This window comes from Altererythrobacter sp. CAU 1644 (assembly GCF_029623755.1).
GTDB classification, from domain to species: Bacteria; Pseudomonadota; Alphaproteobacteria; order Sphingomonadales; family Sphingomonadaceae; genus Erythrobacter; species Erythrobacter arenosus.
In genome coordinates this window covers 2401575-2418002 of sequence record NZ_CP121106.1, presented here as the reverse complement: position 1 = coordinate 2418002, position 16428 = coordinate 2401575, and the positions used below count along the sequence as shown (strand labels likewise).

Sequence of the window (16428 nt, the reverse complement as noted above, 5' to 3'; positions counted from 1 at the left end):
AGAGTTTTGGGGGACAAAACAACAATGTGGTTGCTCGACAAGTTTCTGACCAAGGCGATCAAGCATGGACAGCTGATCGTCACCGATCATGACGGCAAGACTTATACGTATGGCATGGACGCAGGGAACTATCCGCCCGAAGTCGGTGGTCGGCCCGGCCCCATCCACATCCGCCTGACCCACAAGAAAGCCGCTGCGCATATCGCGCGCTACCCGCAGCTCGGCGCGGGCGAGGCCTATATGTGGGGCTGGCTGGTGGTCGAGGAACCGCACGACATCCGCGACATGACCCTGCTGGTGACGATGAATGCCAAGCGGCTGGGCGAGGCCTCGCTCAAGCCCAAGGGGCCGCTGCGCAAGGTCGCGCAGAAAACCATCGCTGCGCTCGACGGGATCAACATGCGGGCTTCGGCACGCAAGAACGCCGAGCACACCTACAATCTGACGCGGCAGCTCTATGAGCGTTTCCTCGACGAGGATCGCCAGTACACCATGGCCTATTATCGCGAGGATCCGTTCAACACCTCGCTCGAAAAGGCGCAGATGGACAAGAAGGCGCATCTCGCCGCCAAGATGTACCTCAAGCCCGGCATGCGGGTGCTCGACATCGGGTGCGGCTGGGGCGGCTTCGCGCTCTACCTCAACAAGATGTACGATGTGGAGGTGCTGGGCGTTGCGCTTGCGCCCGACCAGATAGCGTTCAGCAATGAACGCGCCGAGGCCGCCGGTGTCGCCGACAAGGTCAAGTTCGAGCTGATGGATTATCGCGACGTAGAGGGGACGTTCGACCGCATTTCCTCGGTCGGCCTGCTCGAGCATGTCGGCACGATCCACTACCCGCAATTCTTCGAGCACACCAACCGCATCCTCGCCAAGGACGGGGTGATGATCAGCCATTGCTGCGGCCGGTCGGGCAAGCCGGGCTTCACCGATGCCTGGACCCGCAAGTACATCTTCCCGGGCGGATACATCCCCGCGCTTTCGGAGCTCGTCACCCAGAGCGAGCAATACGGCTGGCAGGTCACCGACGTCGAGGCGATGCGGTTCCACTACTCGCACACGCTAGAGGAATGGTACAATCGCACCGTCATGCACCGCGAGGAAATCGAGGCGATGTATGACGAGCAGTTCTATCGCATGTGGCTGTTCTATCTCGCCGGGGCCGAACAGAGCTTCCGCAACGGCACGATGATCAACTGGCAGCTGCAGTACGTGAAGGACCGCAGCGCCATCCCGATGACGCGCGAATATATTCACGAGGAAAGCGCGCGGTTGCGCGAATTGGCCGAGGTGCCACAGTGGCGCTTCGACCCTGCGCTAAAGGAGGCGGCCGAATGAGCAAGGCACTGGTCGAGAAGTTTCTCCAGCCCGCGATCAAACGAGGTCGCATCAAGCTGATCACGGCATCGGGAGAGAGTTACGACGTCGGCCAGCCTGCCCAGGGTTATCCCGAGATCACGCTCCGGCTCACCGACAACAAGGTCGCCGCGGATATCCTGCGCGATGCCCGGCTGGGTGCGGGCGAAGCCTATATGGATGGGCGCATCGTCATCGAGGAAGGCGACATCATGGAGCTGGCCAAGCTCCTGCGCATGAACGCCAGTTGGGAAGAAGGGTCGGACATCATGCCGCCCTCCTTCCTCAATCGCTTGACGGAATCGGCTCGCTTCATCCTCACCTCGTTCAACAAGGCAGCGAGCTCGCGCAAGAACGCCTCGCATCATTACGATATCGGCAACGATCTCTACAAGCTGATGCTCGATCCCGATCACATGCAGTACAGCTGCGCCTACTGGCCCGAAGGGGTCGACAATCTGCAGGATGCGCAGACCGCGAAGCTGGCGCATATCGCCTCCAAACTGGCGCTCGAGCCGGGCCACAAGGTACTCGACATCGGCTGCGGCTGGGGCGGTCTCGCAATCTATCTTGCCAGGCATTACGACGTCACCGTCCACGCCATCACCCTCGCCGACGAGCAGCTTGCGCTGGCGGTGGAGCGGGCCGAGGAAGCGGGTGTTGCCGACCGCGTCACCTTCGAGCTCAAGGACTATCGCGATCTGGCCGCCGAAGGGCACAAATACGATCGCATCGCCTCGATCGGCATGTTCGAGCATGTAGGACGGCCACAGTTCGAGACCTTCTTCGACTGCACGCGCAAGCTGATGACCGACGACGGTGTGATGCTGCTTCACACCATGGGGCGCTATGGCCAGCCGGGGCATACCGACGCCTTTACGCTCAAATACATCTTCCCCGGCGGGTACATTCCAGCGCTGTCGGAGACGCTCGCGGCGAGCGAGAAATCGCGACTGATGCACACCGATATCGAGACCCTGAGACTGCATTATCCGCCGACGATCCGCGCCTGGTACGACAACTGCATCAAGCACAAGGATGCCATCATCGAGATGATGGACGAGCGCTTCTACCGCATGTGGATGTTCTATCTCGCCGGCGGCGCCACGGTGATGGAGACAGGCAGCATGTGCGTCTACCAGATCCAGTACGCGATGAACCGCCGAACGTTGCCGATCACACGCGGTTACATGGCGGAGGAAGAGGCACGACTGCAGCAGCCCGCACAGGCCCCTGCGTCGGCCTTTTTTGAGCAAGAGAGTGAGTTCTCTCCGGCAGCAGGTAACTGACGATGGCAGTCTACCGCACCCCGGACGAGCGCTTTGCGAACCTGCCCGATTTCCCTTTCGCGCCGCATTACTGCGAACTCTCCGGTGGCTTGCGGGTCCATTACCTCGATGAAGGACCGACCGACGCGCCCACCGTGCTGATGATGCATGGCGAGCCGAGTTGGTGTTTTCTCTATCGGAAGATGATCCCGCTGGTGGTCGCGGCGGGCTATCGCGCCGTCGCCCCGGACCTGATCGGATTCGGAAAGTCCGACAAGCTGACCTCGAAGAGCGATTACAGCTATGCCGGCCACTTCGCCTGGATGCGCGAATGGTTCGAAGCGGTTGGCCTCAACAACGTAATCCTTGCCTGCCAGGACTGGGGTTCGCTCATCGGCTTGAGGCTCGTCGCCGCCATGCCCGATCGCTTTGCCGGGGTGGTGCTGTCCAACGGCGGCCTGCCTGCCGGTCAGGAGGCGCCCAAGGCCTTTGCCGCCTGGCGCCGGTTTGCGCGTTACAGCCCCATCTTCCCGATCGGCGGAATACTCCAGCGTGCCACCAAGACCGAGCTCAGCGATGCCGAAGTCGCGGCCTATGATGCCCCCTTCCCCACTCGCGCCAGCAAGGCGGGCGCGCGCATCTTCCCGCAACTGGTGCCACTGGGCGAAAATGTCGCGGTGCCCGACCAGCTTGCTGCGTGGGAGGTCCTGGAGCGTTTCGACAAGCCCTTTACCTGCGCGTTTTCCGATGGCGACCCGATCACGCGCGGCGGTGAGGCAAATTTCATCGGTCGTGTTCCAGGCAGCAACCACCGGTTGCACCGCACCCTGCGCGGCGGACATTTCATCCAGGAGGACGATCCGCAGGGCTTTGTCGAAGCGATTATCGACACCGCGAAGGCCGCCGGAATCGCGCCCGGCTGATCGAGCGGGTTTGGCTCGCCCTAGCCCTTCTTGATTGCCCCGCGCCCTCGCGCCTGCTAGCCGCGCCCGCGTTCTCAGTGGGATTAACAAGATGTCCGATATCAAGCGCGTCGTCCTCGCCTATTCCGGTGGCCTCGACACTTCCGTCATTGCCAAGTGGCTTGAAGTCGAACGCGGCTGCGAAGTTGTCACCTTCACTGCCGACCTCGGACAGGGCGAGGAGATCGAACCCGCGCGCGAGAAAGCCCGCGCCATGGGCATTCCGGACAAGCACATCTTCATCGAAGACCTGCGCGAGGAATTCGTACGCGATTTCGTCTTCCCGATGATGCGCGCCAACGCCCGCTACGAAGGCGATTATCTGCTCGGCACCAGCATCGCCCGCCCCCTGATCTCAAAGCGACTCGTCGAGATCGCGCATGAAACCGGCGCCGATGCCATCGCTCATGGCGCGACCGGCAAGGGCAACGACCAAGTGCGATTCGAACTGTCTGCTTATGCGCTCGATCTGGACATCAAGGTCATCGCACCCTGGCGCGAGTGGGACCTCACCAGTCGTACCGCGCTGATCGCCTGGGCCGAAGCGCACCAGATCATGGTGCCCAAGGACAAGCGCGGCGAGAGCCCCTTCTCGACCGACGCCAACCTCCTGCACACCTCATCCGAAGGCAAGGTGCTCGAGGACCCATGGGAAGAGACGCCCGACTATGTCTATTCGCGCACGATCAATCCCGAAGATGCACCCGACACGCCCGAATACATCACCATCGACTTCGAACAGGGAGACGGGGTGGCTCTGAATGGCGCGGCGATGAGCCCGGCGACGCTCCTTGCAGCGCTCAACGATCTCGGCCGCAAGCATGGCATCGGCCGACTGGATCTGGTCGAGAATCGCTTCGTCGGCATGAAGAGCCGCGGCATGTACGAGACACCGGGCGGCGAGATTTACGCCCGTGCCCACCGCGGGATCGAGCAGATCACGCTCGATCGCGGCGCGGCGCATCTCAAGGACGAGTTGATGCCGCGCTATGCCGAGCTGGTCTACAATGGCTTCTGGTTCGCGCCCGAACGCGAGATGCTCCAGGCGGCGATCGACCACAGCCAGCAGAATGTTTCAGGCACCGTGCGGCTCAAGCTCTACAAGGGGCTCGCCAGCGTGGTCGGCCGCAAGAGCCCGAACTCGCTCTATTCGGAAGCGCATGTCACTTTCGAGGATGACGCCGGTGCTTACGATCAGAAAGACGCCGAGGGCTTCATCAAGCTCAATGCCCTTCGCCTCCGCCTGCTGGCGCGGCGAAATCACCGCAAATGATGCGCTTGAAAGCGCTCGCGAAATGCGTTCGTTAGGTGCTTCGAAAATCTTTGCGATGAATCGTTGAGTTATCCACTCCCGTCCACAGGAGTCTCGGGGAAAAGTGGAAAACTCGGGGTTGCCAGACTTGCGCGACTCACTCCGCGAGAGCAGTCTTAACTCATCGGAAGGGAACAAAACCTTCTCGGAAATCTGGCTCTAACGAGTTGATTTCTAAGAGGTTCTTAGGAACTTCCGACGCAGTGGAAACTGTCCACGCGGTCTTTGAGACCGGACATGCAGAAGGGTCAAACCGGAAGCAAGTACGGTTGTTTGAGAGGAACGCGATAGCAATTTCACTGGTAAGGCCGGACATCCGGTCTGCGATCGAAGGAGAGGTCAAAGGCTTCGGCTGGAAATCTGTCCGCTTGAGATCAAGGGCCACTAAGGGTGATCGGTCTCGGTACCGCCGGAAGGCAGGTGCAACATGGAATGGCTTCGGCCAGGAAGCGTTGAAACCGCTGGATGGAGGAACCGGATGCCGGCGCGAGCGCCGGTGACGAAATCCTCCGACCCGTTCGGAGGTGAGACATCGGATGCCAAGCGCTCCTCGGAAGGTTCGCCAGAAGAGAAGCCCACGCGTCGGTGAGAGTGGGGTCGACCTTCGGGTCGGCCCCATTTGCTTTTAGCGCCCTCGCCCACGTCAACCGAGAATTTCAAAGAACACCGCCAATCCCTCCCAACATTGGCTCGTCGGTCCTCCAAGCATATCGGTGCGGCGGTAGGAAAGCGTTTCAATCCGGGATTCCGCGACGGAACGTGGCCGGATTGAGGCGACCGCACCGCGCGTTAAGGACTCGCGCCGGTCGCTCGGCTATAGCCGGCGAACCGAACGGGAGGTCCAATTCAATGGCCCAACGCGCGTTTCGCAGCTTCGCACTGGCTGCCGCATTGCTGCTCTCCGGCACTGCCGGTCACTCCGAAGACCTGGTGCAGCCGGTCCCCAGTGGCGATTCATTCGATCACAGCTTCGCAAAATTCGAGACGCTGCCTATCCCGGCAGAGCCGCTCGCGCATGCCGTCGATATCGACGCGATCGAGCCGCCGATCGAAACAGCCAATTCCACCGGTATCGGCTCCGGCATCGCGTCCTATTACGGGCGCAAGTTTCACGGCCGCCGCACCGCCAGTGGCGAAACCTTCGACATGCACGGCCTCACCGCCGCGCACCGTACCCTGCCCTTCGGCAGCCTGGTCAAGGTCACCAACCCCCGCAACGGACGCTCAGTCGTGGTCCGGATCAACGACCGAGGGCCGTTCTCGTACAAGCGCACAATCGACCTCAGCCGCGCCGCAGCGGAAGAAATCGGACTCGTCGCGCGCGGACATGGTACGGTGGAGCTGGAACTGATCAGTCCTTGACGGTGGGAAGAGGGGGCAACGAATGAAAATCCTGAAGACTTTGACCGGCGCCGCGCTGGCGCTGGGCCTCGCGGCTTGCGGGTCGAACCCGGCCGAGGAGCAGGACGACTCCGGCGCACCGCGCAATTCCGACCTTATCTCCGCCAACAGCTTCGGCTGCATCCGCGATCTCGAGCCGGTCGACCGCTTCTTCGTCGGCAATCTCGACGGCGACCTCGACGCGACGCTCGCCGTGGCGCGCTCGGAAACCGGCGGCACCTACCCTACCGGCTCGGTCGTGCAGCTGGTGCCGACCGAGGTGATGGTCAAGCGCGCCCCCGGCTTCAGCGAAGAAACCAACGACTGGGAGTTCTTCGACCTCGACATCTCCGCCGGGGGCACCAAGATCCTCACCCGCGGGCACAAGGACGTGGTCAACCGCTTCGGCAACAACTGCCTCGAATGCCACGCCAAGGCCGAGCCGCAATGGGACATGATCTGCCAGCTCGACCACGGCTGCGACCCGATCCCGATCACCGACGCGATGATCCGCGCCCTGCAGAAGACCGACCCGCGCTGCGAGCCGACCGAGCTCACGCAGGAGGAGCAGGACGGGCTCGCCCAGCTGATGGAATCGCTGAGCCAGAGCTAGGCGCCCGGCGCCCTGCCCTCACCGCCCCGGCGCTATCGACGCACGCACCGCCCAGCGGCGCGCGCGCCTATTCGTCGCCCAGCTGCCCGCGGATCGCCCCTTCCGGAAACGCCTCGGTGTGGACGTTGACGTAATAGGCGTCCTCGCGCCGCGCGATCTTCTTGAGCAGTTCGGGATCGACATCGACGCACACGTCCTCGCCGTCATCCCCCAGCAGCTGCAGCGTCACGACCGGCGGGCCGTTGGCGCCCTTGCGCCCTTCGTGCAGGTGCGCGGCGGTAAAGCCCTCCAGCCCCTGGATCTCGAGCATGTAGCACATGCGCCCCGCCTTGAGGTCGAGCTCGGCGGAGAAATCGCCCGTGGCATCCTCGCCCGCGCCCTTGTGCCCCACCTCTTCCTCGCCGAACAGGGCGGTGCCGATATAGGCGAGGTTGTTCTGCGCCTGCGCCGCGCCTGCCGCCATGCCGGCCCCGGCCAGCGCGGCCGCCCCTGCAATCAACCAAGTCGCTCGTTTCATGACATATCCTTTCCGCGAGGCGCGCCACCCCGCGAGCCGGATTGTACGCCTCTAGCGCGAGTCGCGGAAGGCGCTTTGCACCGGCCCCGCCCCAGCCTCCGCCAGCCCTCCCTCCGCCGCAGTGGGGAGCAGGTCGCCTCCGAGCCGCGCAAGCTCCTCCTCGCTCATCCCGTGCAGGGCCGAGGCGCACAGTTCCTCCTCGCTCGTCACCAGCCACCATTCGTGCCCCTCGGCCTCGAAAGCCTCGAGCTGGAACGCCTCGATGGCGCAGACCTGCGCATGGCTTTCGGCGAGGTCGCGCGGCGTGGGAGCGTCGAAGGGCCGCGCCGCCTCCATCCGGTCGCGCCGGTTGTCGAGAAACTGGCAATCGCCCGGCCCCAGCACGGCGCGCGGCGTGTCGCACATCCCGCCGCAATCGCGGCAGGGCTTTACGGGTTTCGCGGGGGTTTCGGGGTGGGAATCCCTACTGGATGGAACACTTGGAACACGGTCCTGATGCAAAGAAAACCGATCATCCTGAGCTTGTCGAAGGAGGGTAGCCTGGTCCTCCGCTCGCCCTTCGACAGGCCTGTCCTGAGCATTGTCGAAGGGCTCAGGGTGAGCGGTGTGGGGAAGCTCCTCGCCCCGCCCCAGCCCTTCGATCGCATCGTCGAGCCGCGCGAGCGCCTCGGCCACTTCCGCCCGCTCGGCCAGTCTGTCGAGCCGCGCCAGGTGCGCGAGCAGCAGGCGGTCGGAATAGCGACGCCGCGCGCCGACCTCCTCGCCGTGATAGTAGACCGCTTCCTCGACCCCGTTGAGCGCACGGTCGGCCAGCACCTCCTCGGCATGGTGGCGGGCCGAGAGCAGCGCCGCATCCCATATGGCGGCAAGGTGAGCGGACTTGCGCCGCGCGCGATAGGCGGTCTGCGGGCTGACCCCCGCCGCCTTGCACGCGAGCCTTACATTGCCGCTTGTCGCAAGGTGTTCGAGGAATTTTGACTGCGATTGCGGGGAGAATATTGGCTTGTGCTCGTACTCATAGGGAACCGGCAGTTGTACGGTCATCAGGAATGCCCTCCCTGATCGGCGACAAAACGCGAGGCACCTGTGAAACGGGGGGCGAGTGCAAGGGCGACTGCCCGCCCGCAGCGGCGCGGACTTGTCCGCAAGCCGCGAGGATGTCGCGCGCCGGACGGCGTGCGGACAACAAACTGTTGGATGGTCATGTCGGTTCACCTCATGGGAGGACGGAGGGGAACCGGACTAGTTATGCGAGACTGGGCGTGTAGGACAGTGCCGAAACTCAAGCGCTTCTGAGCCGTAGTCCGCTACTCCAACATCTCTATTCTCAATAGCCGGCGCGAACAGCAAAAAGGACGATAAACTCGTTCATATATGGTTGTAACCAGTCATCCGACATCCGCCATGTCCAACACACCCTGCAGAAGGTGGGATCTCCGCTTATAGAAAAATGCTCGGCTAAAGTAGAATATAGCACACCTATCTTCTATTACTACTTTCTCATTTTCTTTGAATATAGCTTCAATTTTCTCAAAGATCTTTATGCAAAAGTATAGATCATACAAAAGCACTTCCTGAAAATCACAACTTCGAAAGAAAAATTTAACCGACAAGCTACCGTGCCTGTACTTTACGTCGATAAATGAAAGGCATGGGACATATCCGGGTCGAAATCCGTCCTCAATGTCACTTGGATGGTGGACAGCAAGCACCAAATTGGATGCTTGCGGAGTCTCGGCAACCACCCTTTGTAAAACGTCGAACTGGGCAATACCCGCAAAATCGTTTGAACCTGGCTTGATGAAGCAGTAATCTTTCAGCCTGCCGATATAGCTTGGCTTGGTGATACTATCGACTTCTCGCACATACGCTCTAGTGGCTTTTTCCAACCCAAATCGAAAACGGTCATCGCTCGATACCTTTTCGACGAAGCGAGCCAACTCCTCGGCGTCTTCGTCTGAAAAGGAAACCTTCAAGATTATATCTTGAATTTCATTCATGTCGCTCTTTCGACGCGCTGAATGCAGCACATAAGCTGATGCGGCTCGAAAGCATTCGACAAAAGATTTGGCCTCGAAGATTCGCATCTTTAAGCTCTAAATATCCCAAGAATTACCGAACCAGACGCCAAAATTGTTATTATCAATCCACCGTATTGAAGAACTTTTACCATATTTTGCAGGTTTTGTCGCGACATCGTCTGAAAGATATATAGTATAAAAACTTGCTCTATGTCTTCTGATATGGACTTTTTTCGGGATTTGATTATCTCGTCCGTGGATTTCACGAACTCAGTAAATCTATCGGAAAGAGCTTTTTTGCGGCGTTGGATAAACTCAGGGTCAGATTCGCCATTTCTAATGTAAAATGGGGATTTATCCGCACCAAAGATCGTTAGAAAGACTCCATCACGAGCTTCCGAGAACTTTTTCTTCGATGCAGGATAATTATACCAAGAATTAATCGAAGCAAGCCCCTTTCTGTGGGTGTAATTGAGATTTTGCCCTCGCAAATACACTCCGATGCAAAGCATTGCAGTAAAAATCACCGATAAAATTGTCAGTGATACAAAGATACGAGTTATTGGATTATCGGCAATTATATACTTTAGTTAGCAGCGAATCCGCGCTATGTGGTGGGCCTGCGATGTCAACGTAGGTGCTAGATGGGCGACGCCGCTTTCATTTTTGTGGATAGGGATGCTCTAGATAGGGCAGCCGTCCGGGCGACGAACTACGATCCAGATCAACATCATCCAGCGGATTACGCTCTGTCCATTGTTGAAGCCATGCTTCAATGTCGTGTCCGTCGTGATGGAGATACCGCGTGTATTTCACTCGATACCCTTCACGGTGAAAATGCATGACAAGGTCGCTGCCAAGGCGAGAACACCGGCACAGTTTCTTTTCGAGGCTGGGTAATTGAGCGGCTTTCAGCGGCTGTTCTGGGTTTGATGATTTGCGGGCCGCTGGGACTACGGTTTTAGTCCGGTTGGTGGCTCGCCAACCCCATACACCATGGAAAAGGTGATTACGCTGCACCTTGGTTTCGTTGATCGCCGCGCAAAACTCTCGGATTTGCTCGCAAAGCTCTTCATCGGCGACGCGGTTACGCGCCTGCGACAGCAAATCGACCTTGGAGGCAATCGGCTTGTCGGTGACCTTGATCGCATCAAGTTCGCCCCAAGACAGACCTGTTACATGGGGTAGTATCGCCTCGACAAAGTGCTCTACTTGGCCCCAGAGGATGGCGATGCGACCTATCCTGGCGTGGTCCTTTTCAGTGAGAGGTGATACATAGCCCGGTATGAACTCTAACGGATCTACTGACACCGACACCTACTCCAAAGAGGAAACCGAACGCCGCCGCGAGGCAGCACTAAAGCGGATGCTGGCAACGCCGCATAAGCCGCATTCTGACAGTAAGCTTGGACGGGCCGAAGCCCGCCCTCGCCGTTCACGCAAGAAGGCAGATTAAGGTCCAAGCAATCGGCCAAAGGCATTTTGCAAGGTTCAACTGCACATCAATCGTTACTGTGGTCTTGGTCTTCATTTCTGATTCCCAAGGCCGCAAGCGCTCGCAGCCCTTAGAGGGAGCGAAAAGCTTCTGGTGCAACCACTAGGCAAGGTTGCGAGCAATCTCCCCACCATCGCCTTACTAGATCGGCTCTGGCAGTGTCGGTTGGTATCCACGCTAGGCCCGGCTCCTGCCCCCTCGGGGCGTGGTTGGCCGTCTTAACCTTGGCGCAGTCCGACATATGCAGGTAAGCCGCTCCGATGGGCCGATTACCACTCGGCTTCATTGCGGGCCTGCAAGGCGATGGTGGATTGAATTTAGCTACAAGTCCAGCGCTTGCGGCGCTCACCAAATTGTCGAGGTATCTCCGCAAACTTAGGCGGCGACGTTATCAGTCCGCCGATAGGTAAGGCGGCGACCGATACCGCCCTTGATGATTTCGTTAGCGCGCTCAGCATCGGTCAATTCGCGGGTGTTGTAGCGCAGGTCGAACTCGGCACAGTAGCGGCCAAGGTGAGCCTCGCTCATGTGGTGGTAAGTGCCGATCACGCCGCGCTTGAAGATCGAGAAGAAGTTCTCGGCGGTATTGGTGTGGTGGAATACGCCGCGCACATACTCCTTGGCCGAGTGATTGACTGAACCGTGATAACCGAACTCCTTGCCCATCTTCTTATAGATTGGGCTTTCGTCGGTAAGCAGGGCGCTCTCACGGTCGATATTGGTAACGACCAGCGCGCGAACGTCTTTGGCGTTGACGTTGGCGACATGGAACGAACGGGCGCGACCGTCGCGCTCGACTAGGGCAACAACAGCTTTCTTCTTCGCAGGCTTGCGGGTGGCACGGTTCTTGGCCTTGCCGCCGACATAGGTTTCATCAGCCTCTACGGTGCCGTCAGGACCGCCAAGGGGGCCAGTGGGGGCCGCACCTTCCATTGCCTCGCGGATGCGATGGCAAAGGAACCACGCGGTCTTGTATGTCACTCCGATCATGCGGCCCATCTGGGCTGCGCTCATGCCCTTCTTGGAAGCGGCCATGATGTGAGTGGCGAGCAACCACTTGTGCAGGGGAACGTGGCTGCGCTCCATGACCGTGCCAGTGCGGACGGTGAACTTGTCGCGGCAATCATTGCACAGGAACATGCCTTTTTGCGTCTTGCCGCCCATCTTGCGGACAGCCAGCGAGCCACAATGCGGGCAAGTCGGCTCGCCATTCCAGCGCTGCGCTTCAATGTGCGCGGTGGCCTTGGCTTCGTCGTGAAAGATGGGGTTGGTGATATCGATGTTCATGGCTTCGTTCCTTGTAGGAATTGTATGCCAGATATCACCTGCTAAGTAAAGTATATAATTGCCGGATTATCATTGAGGCTGTCACCCATGATAAACGGAAACGATATTCCGCTCACGGCCCCCAACGCTAAGGCCAGGCTCAGTTTTCGCTCTCTTTGCTCCTCATACCAGTGGAAGCGGTCCTTCGCATAGGATATCATCTCGTAAAGGCGAGATTGCATCTGCTCTTCAGTAGCGTCGTCATTGGCAAATGCGACAAGACCGTTCGAGATCGTTCCAAATGACTCCACCTTCACCTCCAAACCCTTAGCTCTCCAAGGTGCAGGAAAGCACCGCGAATGTGAAGGATAGAAGTTGCTGAAATCGGTGTAAAAATTCAGACAATACAAATAAACCAAGGCGAACGAGACCTCAGTATCAAGTCAAGCTCGGCGACATTTGGAATTCTAGTACGAATGAGATCTATCATGTGCGATGCGATTCGCGCGCCGTGATTTGAATAGCCTTACTCCGCCACCTCCCACTGCCTCACCAGCATCGGCTTAGACCTCCTCAAATCCACTCCTGCACACACTCCTGCGTGATCCGCTGCATTTCGCCGCGTTGTGAGCCGAAGGCGTCGGTGATCGCTAGCTCGCGCTCGTCGAATTCGGCCTTCATGCAGTCGCAGATTTCCTCGGCATAGTCCTCGACCTGCGGCGGGAATTGCGCGCGGGCGACGCATTGCTTGGTGAAGTCGCTGTCGAGACGGTTGGCGACCTCCGCCCCGATCTCGTCGCGCGTGGTGAAGGCGAACACCACCAGGAAGCTCACCACCCCCGCGCCGAGCATGACCAGTGCCTTTTTCATTGGATTCCCCTCCGCCCTGTCGTTCCGATACTTGGGGGCGTTCGCCCCTTCCCTCTCTCCGCCAGTCTAGCGCACGAAAGTTAAGGGTCCATAGCGCGGCGCGACAGGCGGTCGACCTTGCGGCGCGCGCTTTCGGCCCGGCCTGCCGCTTCGCCACCTGCGGCAGGGCGCACTCGGCGTATCCGCGCTACTCCGCCGCTTCGGTCTCGCGGGTTTCGGCGCGCTCCAGCATCGGTTTGAGGTACTGGCCGGTGAAGCTGCGCGGTTCCGCCGCGACCTCTTCCGGCGTGCCCTGCGCCACCACTTCGCCGCCGCGCACCCCGCCCTCCGGCCCCAGGTCGAGGATATGGTCGGCGGTCTTGATGACGTCGAGATTGTGTTCGATCACCACCACGCTGTTGCCCTGGTCGACGAGGCGGTGGAGCACTTCGAGGAGCTTGCGGACGTCCTCGAAATGGAGGCCGGTGGTGGGCTCGTCGAGGATGTAGAGCGTCTGCCCGGTGCTGCGCTTGCTGAGTTCCTTGGCGAGCTTGACCCGCTGCGCCTCGCCGCCCGAGAGCGTGGTCGCCTGCTGGCCGACCTTGACGTAGCCGAGGCCGACCTCGTTCAGCATGTGCATCTTGTCGCGGATCGGGGGGACGGCCTTGAAGAAGCCTTCCGCATCCTCGATCGTCATGTCGAGCACGTCGGCGATCGAGTGGCCCTTGAACTTCACTTCCAGCGTTTCGCGGTTGTAGCGGCGGCCGTGGCATTCCTCGCAGGTGACGTAGACGTCGGGCAGGAAGTGCATCTCGATCTTGATCAGCCCGTCGCCCTGGCACGCCTCGCAGCGCCCGCCCTTGACGTTGAAGCTGAAGCGCCCGGGCTTGTAGCCGCGCGCCTGGCTTTCGGGGAGGCCCGCGAACCAGTCGCGGATTTGGGTGAAGGCGCCGGTGTAGGTCGCCGGATTGCTGCGCGGGGTGCGGCCGATCGGCGACTGGTCGATCTCGATCACCTTGTCGCAGAACTCGAGGCCGGTGACCTTGTCGTGGGCGCCCGCGATCACCCGCGCGCCGTTGAGGTTGCGTGCCGCGGCGGCGTAGAGCGTGTCGATGGTGAAGCTCGACTTTCCCGAGCCGCTGACGCCGGTGACGCAGGTGAAGGTGCCAAGCGGGATCGACGCGGTGACGTCCTTGAGGTTGTTCGCCTTCGCCCCGTGGAGCGTGAGGTCGTGCCCGTTGCCCTTGCGCCGACGCGCCGGCACCGCAATCTCGCGGCGGCCCGTCAGGTAGTCGGCGGTCATCGAGTTCTTGGCCCGCTCGATCTGCTTGAGCGTGCCCTGCGCCACCACCTCGCCGCCGTGGACGCCCGCGCCGGGGCCGAGGTCGACGATATGGTCGGCGGTGCGGATGGCATCCTCGTCATGCTCGACCACGATCACCGTATTGCCGAGGTCGCGCAGCCGCTTGAGCGTTTCCAGCAGCCGGTCGTTGTCCTTCTGGTGGAGACCGATCGAAGGCTCGTCGAGCACGTAGAGCACGCCTGACAGCCCGCTGCCGATCTGGCTGGCGAGGCGGATGCGCTGGCTCTCCCCGCCCGACAGCGTGCCGCTGGTCCGGTCGAGATTGAGGTAGTCGAGGCCAACGTTGTCGAGGAAGCCCAGCCGCTCGTTGATCTCCTTGAGGATCGCGCGGGCGATCTGCTGCTGCGTATCGTTGAGCTTTGCATCGAGCGCGAGGAACCACGCCTTGGCATCGGCAACGCTCATCCGCACCGGCTCGGCAATGTCGGTCCCCGCGACCTTGACCGCCAGCGCCTTCTCGTTGAGGCGCTTGCCGCCGCAGGTCTCGCACGGCTGCGCGGTCTGGTACTTCGACAGCTCCTCGCGCATCCACGCGCTCTCGGTCTGCAGCATTCGGCGGTTGAGATTGCCGATCACTCCCTCGAAGGCCTTGCGCACGGTGTATTGCTTGCGCCCGTCCTTGAAGGTCAGGTCGACCGGCATCCCGCCGGTGCCGTGGAGGATGATCATACGCTGGTCGGGCGCGAGCTCGTTCCACGGCGTGGTCAGGTCGAAATCATAGGCCTTCGCCAGGCTCGACAGCACCTGCATGTAATAGGGCGACGGCGGGTTGCTCTTGGCCCAGGGCACCACCGCGCCCTGCTTGAGGGTCAGCGCCTCGTTCGGCACGACCAGTTGCGGGTCGAACAGCAGCTTCTCGCCGATGCCGTCGCAAGTGGCGCAGGCACCCTGCGGCGCGTTGAAGGAGAACAGCCGCGGCTCGATTTCCTCGATGGTGAAGCCCGAGACGGGGCAGGCGAATTTCTCGCTGAACACGATGCGGTTGGCGGGGATCCCCGCCCCCTTCATCGCGCCGCCAGCCTCTCCCTCGCCTTCGCGGCCTGGCACCACGCCATCGGCGAGATCGACATAGGCCAACCCGTCCGCCAGCTTCAGCGCGGTTTCGAAACTGTCGGCGAGCCGCGTTTCGAGCCCTTCCTTCACCGCCAGGCGATCGATCACCACTTCGATGTCGTGCTTGTACTTCTTGTCGAGCGCGGGGGCTCCTTCGATCGGATAGAGCTCGCCATCGATCCGCACGCGCGTGAAGCCCGCCTTCTGCCATTCAGCCAGCTCCTTGCGGTATTCGCCCTTGCGCCCGCGCACCACCGGCGCGAGCAGGTAGAGCCGCGTGCCTTCGGGCAGCGCCATCACCCGGTCGACCATGTTGGAGACAGTCTGCGCCTCGATCGGCAGGCCGGTGGCGGGCGAATAGGGTATCCCCACCCGCGCCCACAGCAGGCGCATGTAGTCATAGATCTCGGTGACGGTCGCCACGGTCGAGCGCGGATTGCGCGAGGTGGTCTTCTGCTCGATCGAGATCGCAGGGCTGAGCCCGTCGATATGCTCGACATCGGGCTTCTGCATCATCTCGAGGAACTGGCGCGCATAGGCGCTGAGCGATTCCACGTAGCGCCGCTGGCCCTCGGCATAGATCGTATCGAAGGCGAGCGACGATTTGCCCGAGCCGCTGAGCCCCGTGATCACGATCAGGCTGTCGCGCGGCAGATCGATATCGATGCCCTTGAGATTGTGCTCGCGCGCACCCCTGACTTTGATGTGGGTCAGCATGAGTGCAGCTCATGCAAGGCGGAATTGGTGGTGAGAGCCATCTGGCAGATGTTCCGGTAATGTTCGCAGAAGTCAAGGGGGCACACCGCGCCAACCCACGAAGTCCGTCGGAAATGGGTTTTAATGGTTAAATTGCAATGGTCAGCCTGCCCTTCCCGGGGGAGCCTACAGGAAAAATGAAGTGCCGAAAGCCAAGGATTTCCGCCATTGCGAAGTTCTCTTTGCGAGTCTTCCCGCCGAGCTCTTCGGGTCGCAC

14 protein-coding genes are annotated in these 16428 nt (G+C 60.7%); 6 read left to right on the top strand and 8 right to left on the bottom strand.

The annotated features are described in order from the left end of the window. Positions 1 to 24: 24 nt before the first annotated feature. From P7228_RS12005 to P7228_RS11980, 6 genes are all read left to right on the top strand, one after another. A complete protein-coding gene (locus tag P7228_RS12005) occupies positions 25 to 1338 on the top strand; it encodes an SAM-dependent methyltransferase (RefSeq protein WP_278015478.1) in 1314 nt (437 codons plus the stop codon). Then, positions 1335 to 2645: an SAM-dependent methyltransferase gene (locus tag P7228_RS12000; protein ID WP_278015477.1), complete on the top strand. Its 1311-nt coding sequence runs from the start codon at positions 1335 to 1337 to the stop codon at positions 2643 to 2645. Before P7228_RS12005 ends, P7228_RS12000 begins: the two co-directional genes overlap by 4 nt. Positions 2646 to 2647: 2 nt before the next feature. Then, positions 2648 to 3547 (top strand): haloalkane dehalogenase, encoded by a 900-nt coding sequence (locus tag P7228_RS11995; protein ID WP_278015476.1) that lies wholly within the window; start codon positions 2648 to 2650, stop codon positions 3545 to 3547. Positions 3548 to 3638: 91 nt separating this feature from the next. After that, positions 3639 to 4859, top strand: a complete 1221-nt coding sequence (locus P7228_RS11990; protein ID WP_278015475.1) for an argininosuccinate synthase — start codon at positions 3639 to 3641, stop codon at positions 4857 to 4859. 888 nt (positions 4860 to 5747) lie between these two features. Beyond that, positions 5748 to 6260: a septal ring lytic transglycosylase RlpA family protein gene (locus tag P7228_RS11985; protein ID WP_278015474.1), complete on the top strand. Its 513-nt coding sequence runs from the start codon at positions 5748 to 5750 to the stop codon at positions 6258 to 6260. 22 nt (positions 6261 to 6282) lie between these two features. Continuing rightward, the gene (locus P7228_RS11980) at positions 6283 to 6891 is read left to right on the top strand and encodes a hypothetical protein (RefSeq protein ID WP_278015473.1); all 609 of its coding nucleotides are present in this window, start codon (positions 6283 to 6285) and stop codon (positions 6889 to 6891) included. A 67-nt stretch (positions 6892 to 6958) separates the two neighbouring features. On the opposite strand, the gene P7228_RS11975 is transcribed toward P7228_RS11980, so the two are convergent. The 8 genes from P7228_RS11975 to uvrA all read right to left on the bottom strand — a co-directional run bounded on the left by P7228_RS11975 (position 6959) and on the right by uvrA (position 16172). Further along, positions 6959 to 7408: a CHRD domain-containing protein gene (locus P7228_RS11975; RefSeq protein WP_278015472.1), complete on the bottom strand. Its 450-nt coding sequence runs from the start codon at positions 7406 to 7408 to the stop codon at positions 6959 to 6961. Between the two features lie 51 nt (positions 7409 to 7459). Then, the gene (locus P7228_RS11970; RefSeq protein ID WP_278015471.1) at positions 7460 to 8452 is read right to left on the bottom strand and encodes a hypothetical protein; all 993 of its coding nucleotides are present in this window, start codon (positions 8450 to 8452) and stop codon (positions 7460 to 7462) included. 344 nt (positions 8453 to 8796) lie between these two features. Then, on the bottom strand, positions 8797 to 9495 hold the full coding sequence (locus P7228_RS11965; RefSeq protein ID WP_278015470.1) for a hypothetical protein: 699 nt from the start codon (positions 9493 to 9495) through the stop codon (positions 8797 to 8799). Between the two features lie 594 nt (positions 9496 to 10089). Further along, positions 10090 to 10740 (bottom strand): hypothetical protein, encoded by a 651-nt coding sequence (locus P7228_RS11960; RefSeq protein WP_278015469.1) that lies wholly within the window; start codon positions 10738 to 10740, stop codon positions 10090 to 10092. A gap of 559 nt (positions 10741 to 11299) precedes the next feature. Further along, positions 11300 to 12211 carry an IS1595 family transposase gene (locus P7228_RS11955; protein WP_278015468.1) on the bottom strand — a complete coding sequence of 304 codons (912 nt, stop codon included), beginning with the start codon at positions 12209 to 12211 and terminating at the stop codon, positions 11300 to 11302. Positions 12212 to 12252: 41 nt separating this feature from the next. Beyond that, positions 12253 to 12507, bottom strand: a complete 255-nt coding sequence (locus tag P7228_RS11950; protein ID WP_278015467.1) for a hypothetical protein — start codon at positions 12505 to 12507, stop codon at positions 12253 to 12255. A 256-nt stretch (positions 12508 to 12763) separates the two neighbouring features. Further along, the gene (locus tag P7228_RS11945) at positions 12764 to 13060 is read right to left on the bottom strand and encodes a hypothetical protein (RefSeq protein ID WP_278015466.1); all 297 of its coding nucleotides are present in this window, start codon (positions 13058 to 13060) and stop codon (positions 12764 to 12766) included. 187 nt (positions 13061 to 13247) lie between these two features. Then, positions 13248 to 16172 (bottom strand): excinuclease ABC subunit UvrA, encoded by a 2925-nt coding sequence (gene uvrA, locus P7228_RS11940; RefSeq protein WP_278015465.1) that lies wholly within the window; start codon positions 16170 to 16172, stop codon positions 13248 to 13250. Positions 16173 to 16428 lie beyond the last annotated feature (256 nt).

Coding starts and splice junctions, on each gene's coding strand:
- P7228_RS12005 (WP_278015478.1), top strand. CDS start 25: ATGTGGTTGCTCGACAAGTTTCTGACCAAGGCGATCAAGCATGGACAG.
- P7228_RS12000 (WP_278015477.1), top strand. CDS start 1,335: ATGAGCAAGGCACTGGTCGAGAAGTTTCTCCAGCCCGCGATCAAACGA.
- P7228_RS11995 (WP_278015476.1), top strand. CDS start 2,648: ATGGCAGTCTACCGCACCCCGGACGAGCGCTTTGCGAACCTGCCCGAT.
- P7228_RS11990 (WP_278015475.1), top strand. CDS start 3,639: ATGTCCGATATCAAGCGCGTCGTCCTCGCCTATTCCGGTGGCCTCGAC.
- P7228_RS11985 (WP_278015474.1), top strand. CDS start 5,748: ATGGCCCAACGCGCGTTTCGCAGCTTCGCACTGGCTGCCGCATTGCTG.
- P7228_RS11980 (WP_278015473.1), top strand. CDS start 6,283: ATGAAAATCCTGAAGACTTTGACCGGCGCCGCGCTGGCGCTGGGCCTC.
- P7228_RS11975 (WP_278015472.1), bottom strand. CDS start 7,408: ATGAAACGAGCGACTTGGTTGATTGCAGGGGCGGCCGCGCTGGCCGGG.
- P7228_RS11970 (WP_278015471.1), bottom strand. CDS start 8,452: ATGACCGTACAACTGCCGGTTCCCTATGAGTACGAGCACAAGCCAATA.
- P7228_RS11965 (WP_278015470.1), bottom strand. CDS start 9,495: ATGCGAATCTTCGAGGCCAAATCTTTTGTCGAATGCTTTCGAGCCGCA.
- P7228_RS11955 (WP_278015468.1), bottom strand. CDS start 12,211: ATGAACATCGATATCACCAACCCCATCTTTCACGACGAAGCCAAGGCC.
- P7228_RS11945 (WP_278015466.1), bottom strand. CDS start 13,060: ATGAAAAAGGCACTGGTCATGCTCGGCGCGGGGGTGGTGAGCTTCCTG.
- uvrA (WP_278015465.1), bottom strand. CDS start 16,172: ATGCTGACCCACATCAAAGTCAGGGGTGCGCGCGAGCACAATCTCAAG.